At 52.7% G+C, this 16336-nt stretch carries 16 protein-coding genes and 1 riboswitch; of the genes, 3 read left to right on the top strand and 13 right to left on the bottom strand.

The window, feature by feature from the left end; genetic code table 11:
* Positions 1-5: 5 nt before the first annotated feature.
* Positions 6-90: riboswitch (cyclic di-GMP riboswitch) on the bottom strand.
* Between the two features lie 176 nt (positions 91-266).
* From BBEV_RS04920 to BBEV_RS04890, 7 genes are all read right to left on the bottom strand, one after another.
* The gene (locus BBEV_RS04920) at positions 267-1475 is read right to left on the bottom strand and encodes a type II secretion system F family protein (RefSeq protein ID WP_069364455.1); all 1209 of its coding nucleotides are present in this window, start codon (positions 1473-1475) and stop codon (positions 267-269) included.
* A gap of 29 nt (positions 1476-1504) precedes the next feature.
* Entirely contained in the window at positions 1505-2536 is a 1032-nt protein-coding gene (locus BBEV_RS04915) for a type IV pilus twitching motility protein PilT (RefSeq protein WP_069364454.1), read from the bottom strand.
* A 36-nt stretch (positions 2537-2572) separates the two neighbouring features.
* Positions 2573-4237: a GspE/PulE family protein gene (locus tag BBEV_RS04910; protein WP_069364453.1), complete on the bottom strand. Its 1665-nt coding sequence runs from the start codon at positions 4235-4237 to the stop codon at positions 2573-2575.
* Positions 4238-4261: 24 nt separating this feature from the next.
* Positions 4262-5725 (bottom strand): VanW family protein, encoded by a 1464-nt coding sequence (locus tag BBEV_RS04905; protein WP_069364452.1) that lies wholly within the window; start codon positions 5723-5725, stop codon positions 4262-4264.
* A 29-nt stretch (positions 5726-5754) separates the two neighbouring features.
* Entirely contained in the window at positions 5755-6390 is a 636-nt protein-coding gene (locus BBEV_RS04900; protein ID WP_069364451.1) for a hypothetical protein, read from the bottom strand.
* Positions 6391-6480: 90 nt separating this feature from the next.
* On the bottom strand, positions 6481-8184 hold the full coding sequence (locus tag BBEV_RS04895; RefSeq protein ID WP_069364450.1) for a sensor domain-containing diguanylate cyclase: 1704 nt from the start codon (positions 8182-8184) through the stop codon (positions 6481-6483).
* Positions 8185-8269: 85 nt separating this feature from the next.
* Positions 8270-9478 (bottom strand): bifunctional folylpolyglutamate synthase/dihydrofolate synthase, encoded by a 1209-nt coding sequence (locus BBEV_RS04890; RefSeq protein ID WP_069364449.1) that lies wholly within the window; start codon positions 9476-9478, stop codon positions 8270-8272.
* 136 nt (positions 9479-9614) lie between these two features.
* Here BBEV_RS04890 and BBEV_RS04885 point away from each other — a divergent pair, with 136 nt between their 5' ends.
* On the top strand, positions 9615-10523 hold the full coding sequence (locus BBEV_RS04885; protein ID WP_069364448.1) for an ATP-grasp domain-containing protein: 909 nt from the start codon (positions 9615-9617) through the stop codon (positions 10521-10523).
* A gap of 26 nt (positions 10524-10549) precedes the next feature.
* Positions 10550-11425 carry an ATP-grasp domain-containing protein gene (locus tag BBEV_RS04880; protein ID WP_069364447.1) on the top strand — a complete coding sequence of 292 codons (876 nt, stop codon included), beginning with the start codon at positions 10550-10552 and terminating at the stop codon, positions 11423-11425.
* Between the two features lie 9 nt (positions 11426-11434).
* Here the strand turns inward: BBEV_RS04880 and BBEV_RS04875 are convergent, their stop codons facing one another.
* The 6 genes from BBEV_RS04875 to BBEV_RS17100 form a co-directional block, all read right to left on the bottom strand.
* On the bottom strand, positions 11435-12067 hold the full coding sequence (locus BBEV_RS04875) for a response regulator transcription factor (RefSeq protein ID WP_069366598.1): 633 nt from the start codon (positions 12065-12067) through the stop codon (positions 11435-11437).
* Between the two features lie 2 nt (positions 12068-12069).
* Positions 12070-13107 carry a sensor histidine kinase gene (locus BBEV_RS04870; protein ID WP_069364446.1) on the bottom strand — a complete coding sequence of 346 codons (1038 nt, stop codon included), beginning with the start codon at positions 13105-13107 and terminating at the stop codon, positions 12070-12072.
* Positions 13104-13817: a cell wall-active antibiotics response protein LiaF gene (gene liaF, locus BBEV_RS04865; RefSeq protein WP_069364445.1), complete on the bottom strand. Its 714-nt coding sequence runs from the start codon at positions 13815-13817 to the stop codon at positions 13104-13106. Before liaF ends, BBEV_RS04870 begins: the two co-directional genes overlap by 4 nt.
* Positions 13818-13917: 100 nt before the next feature.
* Positions 13918-14532 (bottom strand): hypothetical protein, encoded by a 615-nt coding sequence (locus tag BBEV_RS04860; protein ID WP_069364444.1) that lies wholly within the window; start codon positions 14530-14532, stop codon positions 13918-13920.
* Positions 14533-14555: 23 nt separating this feature from the next.
* On the bottom strand, positions 14556-14918 hold the full coding sequence (locus BBEV_RS04855; RefSeq protein WP_069364443.1) for a lmo0954 family membrane protein: 363 nt from the start codon (positions 14916-14918) through the stop codon (positions 14556-14558).
* Between the two features lie 242 nt (positions 14919-15160).
* Entirely contained in the window at positions 15161-15358 is a 198-nt protein-coding gene (locus BBEV_RS17100) for an FmdB family zinc ribbon protein (protein ID WP_084007222.1), read from the bottom strand.
* Between BBEV_RS17100 and BBEV_RS04850 the strand changes: the two genes are divergently transcribed.
* Positions 15352-16323 (top strand): alpha/beta hydrolase, encoded by a 972-nt coding sequence (locus BBEV_RS04850; protein ID WP_157100923.1) that lies wholly within the window; start codon positions 15352-15354, stop codon positions 16321-16323. The genes BBEV_RS17100 and BBEV_RS04850 overlap by 7 nt on opposite strands.
* Positions 16324-16336 lie beyond the last annotated feature (13 nt).

Here is a 16336-nt window from a genome sequence, read left to right as displayed (position 1 = left end):
AAGTAGATTCGTCCGGCCGGTTGCACTACTTGCTCCGAAATGGTTAAGTGCCCACATAGTACCCATTTCTTCATCGCATCCAATTTTTTAAGTGCTTTGTATGGAACAAAATATGTCCCAGTTGATTCAATCATCCTTTATACATGGTTCCGATTGGAACCAACGTGTGATATTGGTTTGATTATACTACTTTTAAATGCATTTCGCTACAATTTTATTACGTTATTTATCAATTTTTGAAATAAAAATAGAAAAATACTAGTTATTTAGCCGATTGTATCGAAAATCTCGAACATCGGGATTGCAATTGATGCGACAATGACGCCGACGATCACGGCGAGAACGACGATTAAGAGGGGTTCCATCATGCTTTTCAGCCGTTCGGCAGCCTGATCCACTTCGTCTTCATAGAAGATCGCGACCCGGTCGAGCATCTGATCGAGGGAACCGGTGCGTTCGCCGACGGTGACCATCTGAACCACCAGGGGCGGGAAGAGCCAGTGATGTTGCATCGGGCCGGCCATGGATTCCCCTTTTTCCAGGGAGGCTCGGATATTGCGGATCACTTTCGCCAGCACTTCGTTCCCGGCGACGCGCTCGACAATCGACGTTGCCTGCAGGACAGGCACACTGCTTGTGAAAAGCGAGCTCAGTGTCCGTGACATTCTGGCCAGGGCCGACTTCTGCAGGATCGGTCCGACGATGGGCAGCTTCAGCATCGCATAGTCGAGATAATAGCGGATGTCATCATTCTTCCGTCCGACACGGATCCCGACGATTGCTAAAATGAAGGCGATAATGATCACCCAGGCGTAGGATTGGGTCCATTCCCCTGCATGGAGGACAAACAGCGTGATCCACGGCAGTTCACTGTCAAAGCTTGCGAACATGTCCGCAAAGGACGGTACCACAACGGCTAGGAGGAACATGACCACCCCGATGGCCACAACGCCCAAGGTGGATGGGTAGGCCAAAGCGGAAATCACTTTCTGCTTCGTCGCGTTCTGCTTTTCATAATAGATCGCAAGGCGCTCAAAGATTTCATCCAGAATACCTGCGGCTTCCCCGGCGCGGATCATGTTGATCACGAGGGGCTGGAAGACTTTCCGGTGCTTCTCTGCGGCGTGGGAGAGACTGACCCCCTGACGGAGATCATCTTCGATTTCCGCCAGTGCCGATCGTAACAGCCGGTTCGGCGCCTGCTGGCTTAACAGATTGATGCTGTCGACGAGAGGAATCCCTGCGGCCAGGAGCGTGTTCATCTGTCTGAGAAAGATGACCATGTCCTTACTGGTGACGCGGTTGAACAGATCCAGATCCTGATAAAGGATCCCCTGCATCTTGCTCATCTGCAGCACCGAGAGGTTTTTATCCCCGACGAGCTTTTTTTCCGCCTCAATCTGAGAGTCGGCTTTGATTTTGCCTGATAAGAGTTCACCCTGCCTTGTGCGGGCTTCGTACTGATAAAAAGCCATAATATCCCCTGCTTTTTGTTAGATTCACGTTACTCCGGTAAAAAATACGCCGCCGTTTCTTCTCTGATCTTTCTGTTTTTCAACAGTGATCTGACCGACATTTCCATGGTGTGCATGCCTTCCGCTTTCCCGGTCTGCATCGTCGACGGAATCTGGTGAATCTTCCCGCTTCGGATCAGGTTCTTCACCGCTGGGTTGTTCATTAACAGTTCAGTCGCCGCGACCCGGCCTTTGCCGTCCGCCGTCCGCAACAGCCGCTGCGAGATGACTGATGTCAAAACCGATGCCATCTGGATGCGGATCTGGTCCTGCTGGGAAGGCGGGAAGACGTCGATGATCCGGTCAATGGTGGACGGGGCATCCGTCGTGTGCAAGGTGCCGAGCACCAGGTGACCGGTTTCCGCTGCGGTGATCGCAGTCGAGATCGTTTCAAGGTCACGCATCTCACCGACGAGAATCACGTCCGGGTCCTGACGCAGTGACGCCCGAAGCCCGTTGGCGAAGTTCTGTGTGTCAAAGCCGATTTCCCGCTGGTCAATGATTGACTGATTATGTTTATGCAAATATTCGATCGGGTCTTCCAGGGTGATGATATGGCGTGACATCTGTGTATTCATATAGTCGATCATCGCCGCCAGGGTCGTCGATTTCCCGGAGCCTGTCGGGCCGGTGACGAGAACGAGTCCCTGGGGCCTTGCTGCAATGGCTTCAAGCAGTTTCGGCATTTTCAGTTCCTCAATCGTCGGGACCTCCGATGGAATGACCCGGATCGCAAGGCTCACACAGGAGCGCTGAAAGTACGTATTGATTCCAAACCGGGATACACCGGGTAACCCGTAAGAGAAATCCAGTTCACCCTTCTTTTCGAAGTTCATCCAGAGTTCTTCGGGTACGATTGCTCGCGCCATACCTTCCGTGTCCGCAGGCTTGAGGTTCTCATCACCCACTTTCTCCAGCTCCCCGTTCCGTCTTAAGATCGGCGGGACACCGACGGTGAGATGTAAATCCGACGCACCGACGGTGTAGGCTTTTTTCAGAAGTTCTTCAATCATTTCTTTCATAGACACTCACTCCTGACCGATGTGTGGTTACTGTCATTACTCATCCATGGCAACCCGGTACACTTCTGCGAGACTCGTCAGTCCTTCTTTTACTTTCATGAGGCCGTCTTCCAAGAGGAAGATCATCTTGTTTTCTTCTGCATACTTCCGGACATCTTCCATCAGCTGCTTGTTCATGACCATCCGCCTGATGGTGTCATCCACTTCAAGGACTTCATGGACGGCGAGTCGGCCTTTGTAGCCCGTGTCGTTACAGTTGGCACAGCCGGTTCCTCGCTTGAGTGTGGTAATCGGAATGTCTTTTTTCTCAAAGATTTCCCGTTCCACGGACGTCGGTTCGTATTCCTCCGCACATTCGGTACACACCCGCCTCACGAGGCGCTGCGACACGATCCCGGACAGGGAACTCATGACGAGGAAGCGCTCGATGCCCATATCAATCAGGCGGGGGATCGTCCCGATAGCGCTGGTGGTGTGAATCGTACTGAACACAAGGTGTCCGGTAAGAGACGCCCGGATGGCAATCTCAGCGGTTTCCTTATCCCGGATTTCCCCAACCATAACAATATTTGGATCCTGACGCAAAATGGAGCGGAGGCCGTTGGCAAAGGTTAAGCCGATGGCCGAATTCACCTGCACCTGGTTGATCCCTTTCACCTGATACTCGACGGGATCCTCAATCGTGATCAGGTTCACGTCCGGGGTGTTCAGCTCGGTCATTGCCGCATAGAGGGTTGTGGTTTTCCCGGAACCTGTCGGACCGGTGATCAGAATGATGCCAGCCGGGCGGCTGATCATGCGCTTAAAGCGCGTGTAGTTGGTCTGATTCAAATCGATTTGAGACGTTTCTTTCACGGCGTTACTGACGTCGAGAATCCGGATGACAATCTTCTCACCGAACACGGTGGAGAGGATGGAGATCCTCAGGTCCACCGGTTTTCCCTGGATGGATACTTTCACCCGGCCGTCCTGCGGCAGTCGCGTTTCCGTAATGTTCAGGCTGGCCATGATTTTAATCCGGGCCGTCACCGCGTTCTGATCGGATTTGGCAATGGCCCGCTCCGTCATCAGGATGCCGTCTACCCGGTAGCGCACGATCACCTTTTTATCATGTGGATCAATATGTACATCCGAAGCGCCTTTATTGATCGCCTTCACAAGAATCTTATTGACGAGGGAGATGATCGGAGCATCTTCTTCATTTTCGTCCACATTGGCAACAGACAGCACATCCGGCGTATCTTCTTCTGCAATATCGAGGTTCAGGTCCTGATCTTCGTCGTAAAATTTTTCGATGGCATTGAGAATTTCTTTTCGTCCGGAAATGACCGGTTCCACTTCGAAACCGGTCGTCATCCGGATGTCTTCGAGGGTGACATAATCCATCGGATCCGCCATTGCGACCAGCAGATGACTGTTCTTCTTCAAGATGGGGAAGACTACATTTCGGATTGCGAAATCTTTCGGCAGCAGTTTTGTTACTGTTTCATCAACGGGCTGCTGGTTAATATGCACATGGGGTATCCCCAGCTGGAATTCCAACACCTCGATCAGCTGGTCTTCTGTAATGTAGTCTCTGGAAATCAGTGCGTTTCCGAGCTTGTCATTCCCTTTTACACTGAGTACTTCCTGCACTTGGGCCTCGGTAATGAGGCCTGCATCGACAAGAAGATCTCCAATTCGCTTTCGTTTTCTCACCATACGGCGGGATCCTCCTGTTCGAAATTAGTGTCCTTTAATCTCGTTTCCTTCGTCATCTGTCGACGGCGGGATATAGGTACCGTTCTCATCATAAGAGCCTCTGTCCTCACCGTTCTCTGTATCGTCTCCGTTACCGGTTCCTGGCGGTGACCATCCGGAAGGCGGGCTCTCGCCATTGCCATTTCCATTCCAGTCGCCGTTCCAGTCACCGTTTTCGTCCCACTCGCCGTTCCCGGTCCAGTCGCCGTTCTCATCCCAATTGTCTGGATCATCGGGATCACCTGGCCCGCCTGGCGAGCCGTTCCCGCCATTGAAGCCATTGCCGTTTTCTTCGTCTGGTTCCGGTTCCGGCTCATGAATACTGCGGACTTCGAGGCGGTGTTCCGGTTTATAAAAATCACGGCTGATTTCCTCTTCCTGGATCAATTCATCCACATCATTGAACCGGGAGCGGACGACGCGGACAAATTCGCCGTCCGTGCCTGTCTCCTCAATCCGATCTTCTCCTGCCGGGAGATCATCGGAATAGGTCACCCGCGTTTTCGGTTCCACGGTGCTCTGATCTTCAAGTGTCACTTCGAGGCGGTACGGCAGGTCAAAACCCGTCACCCGGACCTCGAAGCCATTTTGCACGTCATGAAAACTGATGGTATACGGCACGTCCATCGGATTTCTGAACACAAGGTCCCGCTCGTCTTCGTTCATATAAGCATCAAAGCCCAGAGCAACATTCGGATAACGCTGTTCTCGGATATGCCGTTCGATGATGTCAAAATCCGCATGCAATACCGCTTCATAGACGGCTGAACTGACAACATTCATCAGCTCTCCGCCATTAAAGGTATAGATGAATTCACTCAGGTGGATCACTTCATACGGTGCCACTTCAATCTCCGGCTCTGAAGACAGCCAATCCGTCAGAAGCGGGCCCTGCTCAAGGGTCCGTGAGATGGTCGTCATCTCTTCTTCACTCAGGCGGTGATGCGGCTCCAGCACGGTATGGAGCGGGATCAGGATCTCCATCTCAAGCGTTGAAGCCTGATTCTCCATTTCCTGTTCTAGTGCAGTCATGTCCACCAGATCAACCATGTTCTCCGGTAAGGCGATTTCACGCAGCTCATCTTCAAGTACCGACGTTCTGGCGCTTGTGATCATCCCTTCTTCAACCGGTTCACCGTCGAAATAACGGTCCAGTGTGTCATCAATTTGAAAATCAACAGCGTTACCAGGAAGTTCAATCACTTCGTCAAACCAGGTGATTTCCATCACGGCACGTTGTTGCCAATCAACGACTTCTTCTTCAAGCAACGCCCTGGCTTCCTCGCGGCTCATCTCACTGACATCGACAGACGCGATTTGCGTCGTCGACTCCAGGCGTTCCTCTTCAAAAAGGACTTCGTACGTGAATGATGTTGCATATGTAAAAGTAATCAGAAACAGAACGCTCATGGACATAATCAGGATACTGCCTAAAAATGATTGCTTCATTACACTCATCCCCCCTTATGCTTTTCAGTTTATTTTTTATCCTCTGACGGGCCATCGTCTGTCTTGTCCTCACTGAACTCCTCGGCGTCCATTGAGGCGTCCCTTCGTTTCAGCGGAACGGAATCATCTTCATTCAGGGGTTTTCGTTCGGTCAGGGTCGCGTCTTCATCCTCAATGATCAATCGCGAACGCCCGGAGGGATCCGGGTCTGTCTCAGCGGTTTCGTCTTCCGGGTCAACGACAAACCGGTTTAACCTGCGGTCGGATTTCGATTCGTCAGGTTGACGGGCGTCTTCTGTTCCGGTTTCGTGTCCGGCCGCTTCTTCTGGCTCCGTTGCCCGGACTGCCTGCTGCGACTGTGATGATCGTTCAAAACGCTGGTAGCTCACTCTTTCAGGATATAACTCCCCTGCCTCTTCTTCAGTGTCCTCTGCAATCGCCACTTTTCTCGACACGAGGAAGCTGAATACCGCGATCAAAAGGATCCCCGTCACCAAAGCCATCTGCCAGGATACCCATACTTCAGCCGTTATCATCAGCATGGCGGTAATCCCTGAGATCAGTGCCAGAACAGCGGTGGTTTTCCTTGGAAATATCGAAGGCAAAAGCAGCAATAAAACGAACAAAAGGCCCCAACCCACGATAAAAAATAAGACTGTTGTCATACAAGCACCCCGTTATCCTATGTATAGTTGTATATTGTTGCCATTGTACCACTTTTATCACAGCTCGTCTTTAACAATTTTGTGATTTCTTTAATAAATTGCTACTTTATTACGGCCTTTATTTTTCGCGCCCATGTACATCGCCCGGTCGGCCTTGCGTAAAATGGACAGGGGATCTTCCGGATCTTTCCTTGTCGCCACACCGATGCTCGCCGTTAACGTGAGCGAAAGCACCTGGTCGGGATGACTGGTCAGGTCGTTAAAGACCGTGAACGTGGCTTGTTCGATCGCCTCACGTAACGCCTCTCCTTCATGTTGCGCTTCCTCAGGTGTCACATCGTCGAGCAGGACAACGAATTCTTCGCCGCCATAGCGGGCCGTGACATTGCCCTCTTTCTTTGGCACATGCGCCTCAATCACCCGTGCCACCTGATAGAGGACGTCATTCCCTGCGCTGTGACCGTATTGATCGTTCACCTGTTTGAAATAGTCCAGATCGAGCAGGATCAGGGCAAAGGTCTTTTCATTATGGTCATAGCGTTTTTTGAGCGTCTGTTCAAAATAGCGGAAGTTCTTCAGTTTCGTCAGTCCGCACTCCATGCCTTCAAGCCTGGCCCGTTCAAGGTGAAGCACATTCTGAATGGCGATGGTCAAATGGTTCAAAAGAATATCCAGCAGCATCCGGTGGCTCCGGGTAAAGGCGTTCTTTTGAAAACTGATCAGGGTATTGACCCCCGTGACACGTCCTTCACGAAGGGCCGGAACCGAGAGCACCGACTCCGCTTTCGGGAATACGACGTTAAACCCTTTACTGATCGCGTCCCAGTCTGAACGGATAATCACGGCCTGACCCGTCCTAAGCACATGGCGGCTCACCTCATCTCCGTGTCCCAGTACCCGGTCCGTCCTTAATATCCCGCAGTCCACATGAACAGGCGTGAGCTGCTCTGTGTACTTTTCCGGGGGATCATAAAGCAGCACGCCATCTGCCGGAAACATATCACAGCAGGCTTCGATGTAGCGGTCATACATCGACTGGCTGTCCGTCATCCGGTTGATTTCCTGGCTGAATTCACTGACTTGCTGCAGCTGATCGATCAGTTCTTTCCCGTCGTGGTAAATTTTTAAAATCAACGAGACAGCAACGACAGGCACACCGATGATCGGCAGGGCGACGAGTCCGATCTGATGATACAGATACGCCAGTATAAGACCCACCGGCAAAATGAGCAGGGACGTCATCCCTTCCCAGTAAAGCCCTTCCGTAAAGAAACGTTCATTTTTCAACCCGAGTAAATAACGGCGGATCAAAAAGATGATCATGTTATTCGAAAAGAAATAGGTAAGTGTATAGACGAGCACCGGAACCAGCTGACTCGCGATGGATTCAAACGATGTGGCACCGACAGTCCCGCCGAAAAGGAAAAATGCACCACCTGAAAGCAGCGATGTGCATAAAAAAATCAATGAGTTCAATGGCATCCGGTAGCGCTCTTTCGGGTGAAGCCGCAGGCTCAACAACACCACCACAATTGCGATCTGTGTGAGGATGATTTCCGTAAAGAGACCGAAATGCAAAAACACGGCAAGGGATACCCCGTGCACCGGAATAAAGGTCGTCCCTTTGATCTTCACAGGAAAGAGCGATACGAGAGCGATCAGGATCATAAATCCGGTGATGGAAACGGCATGTTCAAGCCAGAACGCCCCCGTTGTTTCCATCATGTAATAAACGAAAGGCGGCAGAAGTGCCAGCCAAATGAAAAAAACTGCAACACGATAGTTTGGATTCACACGTCCACCCCTTCCGACAGCTGTTGTACATTAGACACATTTCTAATATACCACATAACTTCCCATTTCAAGCGGCATTTTGAAATCAACCGGAAAAAAACTCCCTCATTTCAGCGATAAACTGGTGTGAGCCCGTGATGAGCAGGGTCTCGTGAACGTGTGCATTCCTGAGCCAGTCGCTCAGCCACTTCTTTACATCCGTGACTTGTTTGTAACCATCCGGCAACGCTGAAAGAGGCATCGCCCGCGGGTGATCAAACGTCGTCACGGTGACGTGTGACGCCACCTCCTCGAGCTGCTTCAGCATTTCATCCGCCCGTTTATCCTTCATCGCCGCAAAAAGAACTGCCGGTTTCAGCTGTTGCCTGTTCAGTTCCGCAATCACCGCTTCAATGGCCTCCATATTATGCCCGGTATCGAGAATCACCTTCGGCTTCTCCAGGATCGTTTCAAAACGTCCGGGGACTTGAACGGACTTCACGGCTTGTTGGAACGCACCGGGTGATACGGTAAAGCCGAGTTCGTCCCCGGCAGCTTTTGTCAGTTCGTAGGCCAGGCTGGCATTGGCCTGCTGGTGGGCGCCGGCCATCGTCAACTGCCACGGGGTATCAATGGCTGCGACTTGTTTGATTGCAGCACCCTGTTGCATTGCCTCCTGTTTCAAGACAGCAAAAACTTCACCGGTTGCCGCAGTGAAACACGGGACAACGGGGCGCATAATCCCTGCCTTCTCCCTCGCGATGGCAGAGAGCGTCTCCCCGAGGTAGGCCTGATGATCGAGCCCGACATTTGTAATCGCTGTTGCGACGGGCTGAGTGACCACGTTCGTTGCATCAAGGCGTCCGCCCATCCCGGTTTCAAGTACCACGATGTCCACCGGCTGCACGCGATCAAAGATGAAGCAGGCCAGTCCCACGAGCCATTCGAATTCACTGACAACCTGACCTAGCCGTTCTTCCACGTCATTGACCCGCTCCTCGTAAGCCCCGGCATGAGCCAGGAACAGCTCCCTCGCTAGAGGCACACCGTTGATCGTGACGTGTTCATGCACGTCACCGAACACCGGCGAGTTAAAGGCACCGACCTGTAACCCCTGTGCCACAAGGGCTGCGACGGTATAAGCTGATGTTGAGCCTTTCCCGTTCGTGCCGGCAATATGGATGCACGGGATCTGATCTTGCGGGTTTCCCATCGCCTCAAGCAACGTCTGGATCCGTGTCAGGTCGTACACGATGCCTGCCTGCTTTCGTTTCGTCAAGTGTTTCGTCACGTCTTCCATGCTCATCGGTTTCATCGCAGCCTCCTGTTGACTGTATTGATTTTACGTTCGAAACATGCCATGATTAGGAGAAAAATATGGCCGAACGGCGATTGATCAACTGATCCAAGTATAGCAAGTGAACACGTTACCGGCCAGTGGAGGAAAAACAATGCACGCTGCACCGAAAACCCTTGCGATCCTCTCCAATGGTCATTTGAATACGGAGAAATTCCAGGACTACAACCAGTGGATGATCCAGGCCGCCGAAACGGCCGGCTTTGAGGCCTCGCCGCTCACCAATCTCGATGTCCTCGCTTCATCGGCGCCGGATCGGCTGATCCCGGCCACGAATACATTCAACGCCTTACCGGATGCTGTCCTGTTCGCAGATAAAGATCTGCTGTTGGCCCGGGCCTTCGAAAAAAGGGGCGTCCGGGTTTTCAATACGAGTGAAGCCGTCGGGATTTGCGACCATAAAGGCCTGATGCATGATGTCCTGTCCTCACATGCGGTTCCCACACCCTTGACGATACAGGCACCGTTTATGTATATGCCCCCAAAAGAACTCGACGACCGTTTCCTGAAAGCCGTCGTCCATCACCTGGGGCTTCCGCTGGTGGTAAAAGAAGCGTATGGTTCCTTCGGCGAACAGGTCTACCTGATCCAGACAGAAGAAGCACTGACACGTCTCACCCGTGAGCTGGCCGGGAAACCGTTTTTGTACCAGCAGTATATCACCCACAGTCACGGCCGTGATATGCGGGTGAACGTCGTCGGGGGCCGGGTGGTTGCGTCCATGATCCGCACGTCTAAGTCGGATTTCAGAGCGAACGTGACAGCCGGCGGGCAGACCGTCGCCTGCGAGCCGCCAGCGGAGGCGTCGGCTCTGGCCATCCGGGCCGCAGAAGCCGTGGGGGCGGATTTTGCCGGCGTGGACCTCCTCTTCCATAACGGGGGATTTCTCGTCTGCGAAGTCAATACCAACCCGCACATACGAAGCATCTACGAAGCGACGGGGATTGACATCGCCCCGCACATGATCAGCTGGATCGATCAGCATACCGTGAAAACAAACTGATAACGAAACCGACAGGAGGGGCACTCATGATCAAAACAGACTTACGGACCGGCTGGGTCATTTACCGGTCCCGCGACATCCCGCGAAACGATACCTTTATATCTCTCCTTCATGAGGCGGCTTCTGAACGGCACATCAGCTTAAAGATCGTCGCATACGAAGACATCATCGTCCGCCTCGGCAAACAGGGCGTCAACCCTTTCGTCCCGTTGGACGGGGAACGCCCCGATTTCATCATGAACCGCTCTGTTTCCCCGTGGCTGAATGAGGTCTGTGAAACAATGGGGATTCCCTGCTTTAACAGTGCCTATGTCTCCCGGGTGGCAAACGACAAACGCCTCGCGTATGCCACGATGGCACAGCTCGGTGTCGATATGCTTGATTCCCACGCCCTCACGCTGGACTGTGCTCTGGACAACGCGATTCTCGATCCCTTTATACTGAAGGATCCGTTAGGGCGCGGGGGCACAGGTGTCAGGATGGTGGAGCCGAATGATCCTCTGAACGGGATCCGTTCTTCGCTTCCTGCGGACGTTATCCATCAGCCGGTGGGTGGCCAAAAAGGGAAAGACGTCCGGGTTTACGTCGTCGGCAACCAGATCGTTGCTGCGGTGCTGCGCCGTTCACAAACCGATTTCCGGGCAAACCTGTCCGCCGGCGGCTCATCGAGTCTGTTTCACCTCAACGACAATCAGCTGAGTCTCATCCAGTCGATTATCGATGCGATCCAGCTGGACTACGTCGGCCTCGATTTCCTCTTAACCGAAGACGGCGACCTCCTCTTCAATGAGATGGAAGACGCCGTCGGCTCGAGGAGCCTGTATATGTGTTCAGACATCAATATCGCAGACATGGTCATGGACTACCTGGACTGGAAGCTGTATCATCTGATGGATCTTTGAACAGATGCTTCAATCCGTAAACAAATCCTCTTTGAAGGCATAGATCACCGCCTGGGTGCGGTCGTGCACGTCGAGTTTACTGAGGATGTTACTGACATGCACCTTCACCGTTTTCATCGAGATGAACAGCGCATCGCCGATCTCCTGATTGCTCATCCCTTCGCACATCCGCTTTAACACTTCCAGCTCCCGTGCGGTCAGCTGATCGTGCAGATCCGCCGGCTTATGGTGCATCCGGTTCATGAGCTTGCCGGTCACTTCAGGCTCGAGGATGGACTGCCCCTGACTAGTGGAACGAATCGCTCTGGCAATCTCGCTTGCTTTACTGGTCTTGAGCATATAGCTCGTCGCCCCGGCTTCAAGTGCCGGGTAGACCTTTTCATCGTCGAGAAAGCTCGTCACGATGATGATCTTCGCTGCCGGCCACTGCCGGCGGATTTCCCGGGTCGCCTCGATCCCGTCCATCACCGGCATGACGAGATCCATCAGGATAATGTCCGGTCGCAGTTCCAGCGCTTTTGTCACCGCTTCTTCTCCGTTCGCCGCTTCTGCCACCACGTCAATGTCCGGCTGCGCCGTTAAATAACTGGCCACACCGATTCTCACCATCTCATGATCATCTGCAAATAATACGCGTATCACACTCATACGCCCACCTCCCTGATTGGCACTTTCACTTCGAGCTGTGTTCCTTCACCGGGCACACTGATCAGCTTCAGACTGCCACCTACCTCTTCTGCCCGCTCACGCATGTTCTCAAGGCCATACGACCCGTGCTGACGAACCGACTTCATATCGAACCCTTTCCCGTCATCGCGGATCCGCATGATCACATTCTGGTCCCGCAACACGAGTATCACCGAGAGTTTCCCGGCCTCTGCGTGCCTCAATGTATTGGAGATCGCTTCTTGAGCAATGCGGAAGAGGTGGTCTTCAATGCCTTTATCGAGATCAATCTCTTCAAGTTTGACCTCCATCGTCATCGGCACCTTTTGTTTCAATTCCAACAGGAGCTCGTTCAACCCTTCGCCGAGGGTCTTTCCCTTCAGTGCAACCGGTCGTAAATGAAGGAGAAGGGCCCGCATTTCCAGCTGGGACTGATCCACCATACGGCCGACCATCTCCAGCTGTTTTTGAATAGCCGGGTCCTTTTGGGCTCCGGTTTCATTGATGGTTGCCATCATCATCGATGCCGCGAACAGCTGCTGGCTCACCGAGTCATGCAGTTCCCGGGCCAGGCGGCTCCGTTCCTGCTCCACCACTTCCTGCAGGCTCTTCTCCCGCGCCGTGGCCCGTTCCGTCGCCAATTTTTGCGCTGCTTCCTGCTGCCTTGTGAGCTGTGTACGGATCGTTTCCAGTTTGTCGTGCAGCTCCCGGATCATCGGGACGTTGTCATTGGGCGGCGGATCGGGTTTTTGCACGTGAAGGATCCCTTCCATCCGCCGAAGGAGGTTTCTCACGGCACTCCGGAGCTGACTGTGTACCACCTCGGCGTACATCATGCCCATCAGGATCACAAAGGCAAGCACAATCGCGATCAGCGGTACATCATAAATGACGGCAAACAGATAGGCCTGCAGGGAATCCGAAGGATTTGCAGCATACGTAAGCATCAGGACCACGCCAGCTGTGAATGCACTGAATACAATATTCAAGAGGATGAACTGGGTGCGGTTCTTCATATTCTCCGCACCTCCAGATCCCCGGAGAGAAGTGAGGTGACGATCTTCACGTGGGGTCCGTCGGCGGAGAGGTTCCGGTAACTGACGGATTCATTCACCAGTTTCCCGCTCTCTTCAAACACCGTGAACTGCCCGAACATCGTACTGTGGTGCACGGTGACATCCACTTCATACGGGACATAAATGGTGATGTTGCCGAACAGATGCCGGATGGAGATTACTGCCTCATCAGGGAGTACCGTCTGACTGAGATCGATGGTCCGGTCCCCGAATCCGCCGTGGATATTGACGTCCCGCCAGGAATACGGCTCTTCGCCCACCCGTTGACTGCCGAATACCTTTTGCCGAAGCAGCGGGCGCTTGTTCATCGTAATCCCTGGCTTCATCTCATCCGAGGTGAAAACCGGCCGGATTGCCTCTTCCTCTTTGTCGAGAATGACGTATTTGAAGAACAGGACGATCAGGGCCAACAGGAGGAACTGAACAGCGACGAGGCTGAACACATTCCCGAAAAAAGCCAGTATGCCGATGAAAAAGATGATCTTCCCGAAGAGGCTGTGAAAGTTCTTCCACCCGAGATAGATCAAAAACCCGAAGATAATTCCGGGTATGATGACGTCTCCGCCTTTGACTGCCAGCTCCACCAGCAGTATCGCAATGGCAATCAGGATCACCGCATTCATCGTTTTTGCAGGCACTCTTCTGAGCATCTGACCTCACCTCCCGTTTGACAACGTGCTTCTTACTGTATGTACAAGATCCGCGGGGAACATGGGTTCTCCGCGGTTGACTCTATCCTTTATCAGTTTATCACGAATTGGCTTCCGTGGAAGAACGTTCCTCTTCCAGTTTGCGGATTTTTTCGTCGAACAGGGCTTCCTGCTCTTCCGGGCCTTTCCGGCTTTCTCTTCCCTCTGCAGTTTGAAGCGGTGACGGTTCAAAGCGCTTCGCCTCGCGGATATGCGCGTCTCCTGCGGCTTCCATCCGCTTCAGCTTCATATCCTTCAGCTTATGTTTCATGGTTTCTTCCTGACGGGTGAGATCCTCGAGCTCTTTATTCATTTCCACTTCCCGGTATAAAAGCTGATCGATGCGCCCGGTGTAGACCTCAATTTCCCGGTCTGCATACATCACGAGACCTTTTTCATTGGCCTCATCAGCCACAGCCCGTTGGCGCTGACGTTTTGCGAGCATCTGTTCAGCTTCTTCTCGCTCTGTTTTGACCGCTTCAAGCAGCTGTTCATGCCGGCGAATCAGTTCACCCATCCGTTTGATTTTCTTTTCCCCTTCGTGAATGTAGTGATCGAGCCGCCTTAGCGGATGATCCTTTGACAAGGGCTGTTCAAAACTGAATGACTGCTGCCCGGTGATTCGTTTCCAGTCTTCCTCCACCGCTGTGCGGATTTTTGTCCATACGTCTGTCATGGCAATCGCCTCCTTTTTGAATTTCAGTTCTTCTTCAAGCTGGACCATTCCTGTTCGAACTGATTGAACGGATCACTCTCGCCGTATGACTGTTGCTTGTTTTGCCGCGGCACATCACTGTCGTCTTTTCGAAAAAACAGTACATACAAGACATACACGGCGAACAGACCGACAATCGCATACACATTGGACAGCGTGATGCTGAATACGATCAAACCGAGAATGACCCAGAGTACTTTGGCTCCCGTCTCCTCGGCTGCCGCGAATTTTTTCCAGATGACATAAAGCAGATACACGCCCAGTGCAAACAGCACCATCGGGCCGAAATTGGCAAGCAGGACAAACATTGCTATGATGGCGATTAAAAACACACCGAATGATTTCATCTTGATCCTCTCCTCTCTTCTTATTCTCATTGTAGAAGAAGGAGGGCATTTAAATAATGAGCCGCGGATGTAACTTGACTAAGACCTCAGATGTATTTCAACGCAAGGCCTTAAAAGCCGGTTCATGATGTAAGGAATGGCGGCAAGTCGAACGGATCTTGAAAAGCCGATTAAAAACCCTGTTCCACGTGGGAACAGGGTTTCAGTATGAACGGCGCACGGCCGCCCGTTTTCGCTTATCCTCAGGAAAAACCGCCTCTCGGGCTGCAGGCCTGACCGGGGCTTGAGCCCATGACACGGTGCGTGTAGGTTGCTTTAAAGACGATCGCACTTTCTTGTTTTTGGCAGGTAGGACATGTCACTTCGTGCCGGGCATCGTAACTGGACCAGGTTTCAAACCGGTGATCACAGACTGTGCATTTGAAATCATAACGTGGCATGTTTTCTCAGTCCTCTCTTATACCTTTACGGGTATAATACAGAAAAAAGGCTGATCTGTCCAGTCCGCTTTTCACAGGTCCTTGAATTTGAGATACTGAGAAAAAGCGAAAAACAAACAACTGGAGGGGTATTCGTGCAATTGTTGAAATACATTCTGATCGCCGGCTTCCTTGTCGGGCTTTTCATCGGGATACAATTCCTGATGGTGGTCTGGAACCAGGAGGATCAGCTGTTCTTCGAGACGACGATCAGTGAGCAGCATCAGGACGAAGCAGCCGAAAACGCTGCGATTGAAGAAATCCGCCTGACGACCGCGGATCAAGAGGAGTTACACGGCTGGTTACGCCACCCGGTTGATGCTGCCGATGAGCCAATGCCGCTCTTGCTCTACTTCGGCGGGAATGCTGAAGAAAAAACGCAGGCGGCACTGTCCCATGATTGGATCGAAGGGTACCGCATCGCCTTTATCAACTACCGGGGCTATGGCCTGAGCAGCGGCTCGCCGGGAGAAAACGAACTGTTTGCCGATTCGGAGCTGATCTTTGACCGCTTAGTTGAACGAGACGATGTCTCTGAAGATCAGGTCGTCTCCTTCGGGCGGTCGATGGGTTCCGCGCCGGCCACGCACCTCGCCACGGCCCGGGACCTGGCCGGAACCATCCTGGCTGCGCCCTACGACAGCCGGGTCCGTGTTCAGGAACACCGCCATCCGTGGCTTCCGATCGGACCGTTCATCCGGCACCCGTTTGAAGTGAGCACCATGGCGGAAGAGATCGGCTCGCCGCTTCTGATCCTGACGGGCACCGATGATCAGGTCATCCCGCCGGAACATTCGGCCGTGACGGCTGACAGCTGGCAAGGCGAGGTGACTGCCAATCAGTACGAAGGATTCGGTCACAACGATATGCAGATGCATCCCGACTACCAGGGGGATATCCAGGCCTTTCTGGATGAACTGCAGTAGCTGTTCTGCTCAC

Source organism: Salisediminibacterium beveridgei, assembly GCF_001721685.1.
Taxonomy (GTDB): Bacteria; Bacillota; Bacilli; order Bacillales; family Salisediminibacteriaceae; genus Salisediminibacterium; species Salisediminibacterium beveridgei.
Note: the sequence above shows the minus strand (reverse complement) of the source record. Positions and strands in the feature narration are given on the sequence as shown.

Coding starts and splice junctions, on each gene's coding strand:
- BBEV_RS04920 (WP_069364455.1), bottom strand. CDS start 1,475: ATGGCTTTTTATCAGTACGAAGCCCGCACAAGGCAGGGTGAACTCTTA.
- BBEV_RS04915 (WP_069364454.1), bottom strand. CDS start 2,536: ATGAAAGAAATGATTGAAGAACTTCTGAAAAAAGCCTACACCGTCGGT.
- BBEV_RS04910 (WP_069364453.1), bottom strand. CDS start 4,237: ATGGTGAGAAAACGAAAGCGAATTGGAGATCTTCTTGTCGATGCAGGC.
- BBEV_RS04905 (WP_069364452.1), bottom strand. CDS start 5,725: ATGAAGCAATCATTTTTAGGCAGTATCCTGATTATGTCCATGAGCGTT.
- BBEV_RS04900 (WP_069364451.1), bottom strand. CDS start 6,390: ATGACAACAGTCTTATTTTTTATCGTGGGTTGGGGCCTTTTGTTCGTT.
- BBEV_RS04890 (WP_069364449.1), bottom strand. CDS start 9,478: ATGAAACCGATGAGCATGGAAGACGTGACGAAACACTTGACGAAACGA.
- BBEV_RS04885 (WP_069364448.1), top strand. CDS start 9,615: ATGCACGCTGCACCGAAAACCCTTGCGATCCTCTCCAATGGTCATTTG.
- BBEV_RS04880 (WP_069364447.1), top strand. CDS start 10,550: ATGATCAAAACAGACTTACGGACCGGCTGGGTCATTTACCGGTCCCGC.
- BBEV_RS04870 (WP_069364446.1), bottom strand. CDS start 13,107: ATGAAGAACCGCACCCAGTTCATCCTCTTGAATATTGTATTCAGTGCA.
- liaF (WP_069364445.1), bottom strand. CDS start 13,817: ATGCTCAGAAGAGTGCCTGCAAAAACGATGAATGCGGTGATCCTGATT.
- BBEV_RS04860 (WP_069364444.1), bottom strand. CDS start 14,532: ATGACAGACGTATGGACAAAAATCCGCACAGCGGTGGAGGAAGACTGG.
- BBEV_RS04855 (WP_069364443.1), bottom strand. CDS start 14,918: ATGAAATCATTCGGTGTGTTTTTAATCGCCATCATAGCAATGTTTGTC.
- BBEV_RS17100 (WP_084007222.1), bottom strand. CDS start 15,358: ATGCCACGTTATGATTTCAAATGCACAGTCTGTGATCACCGGTTTGAA.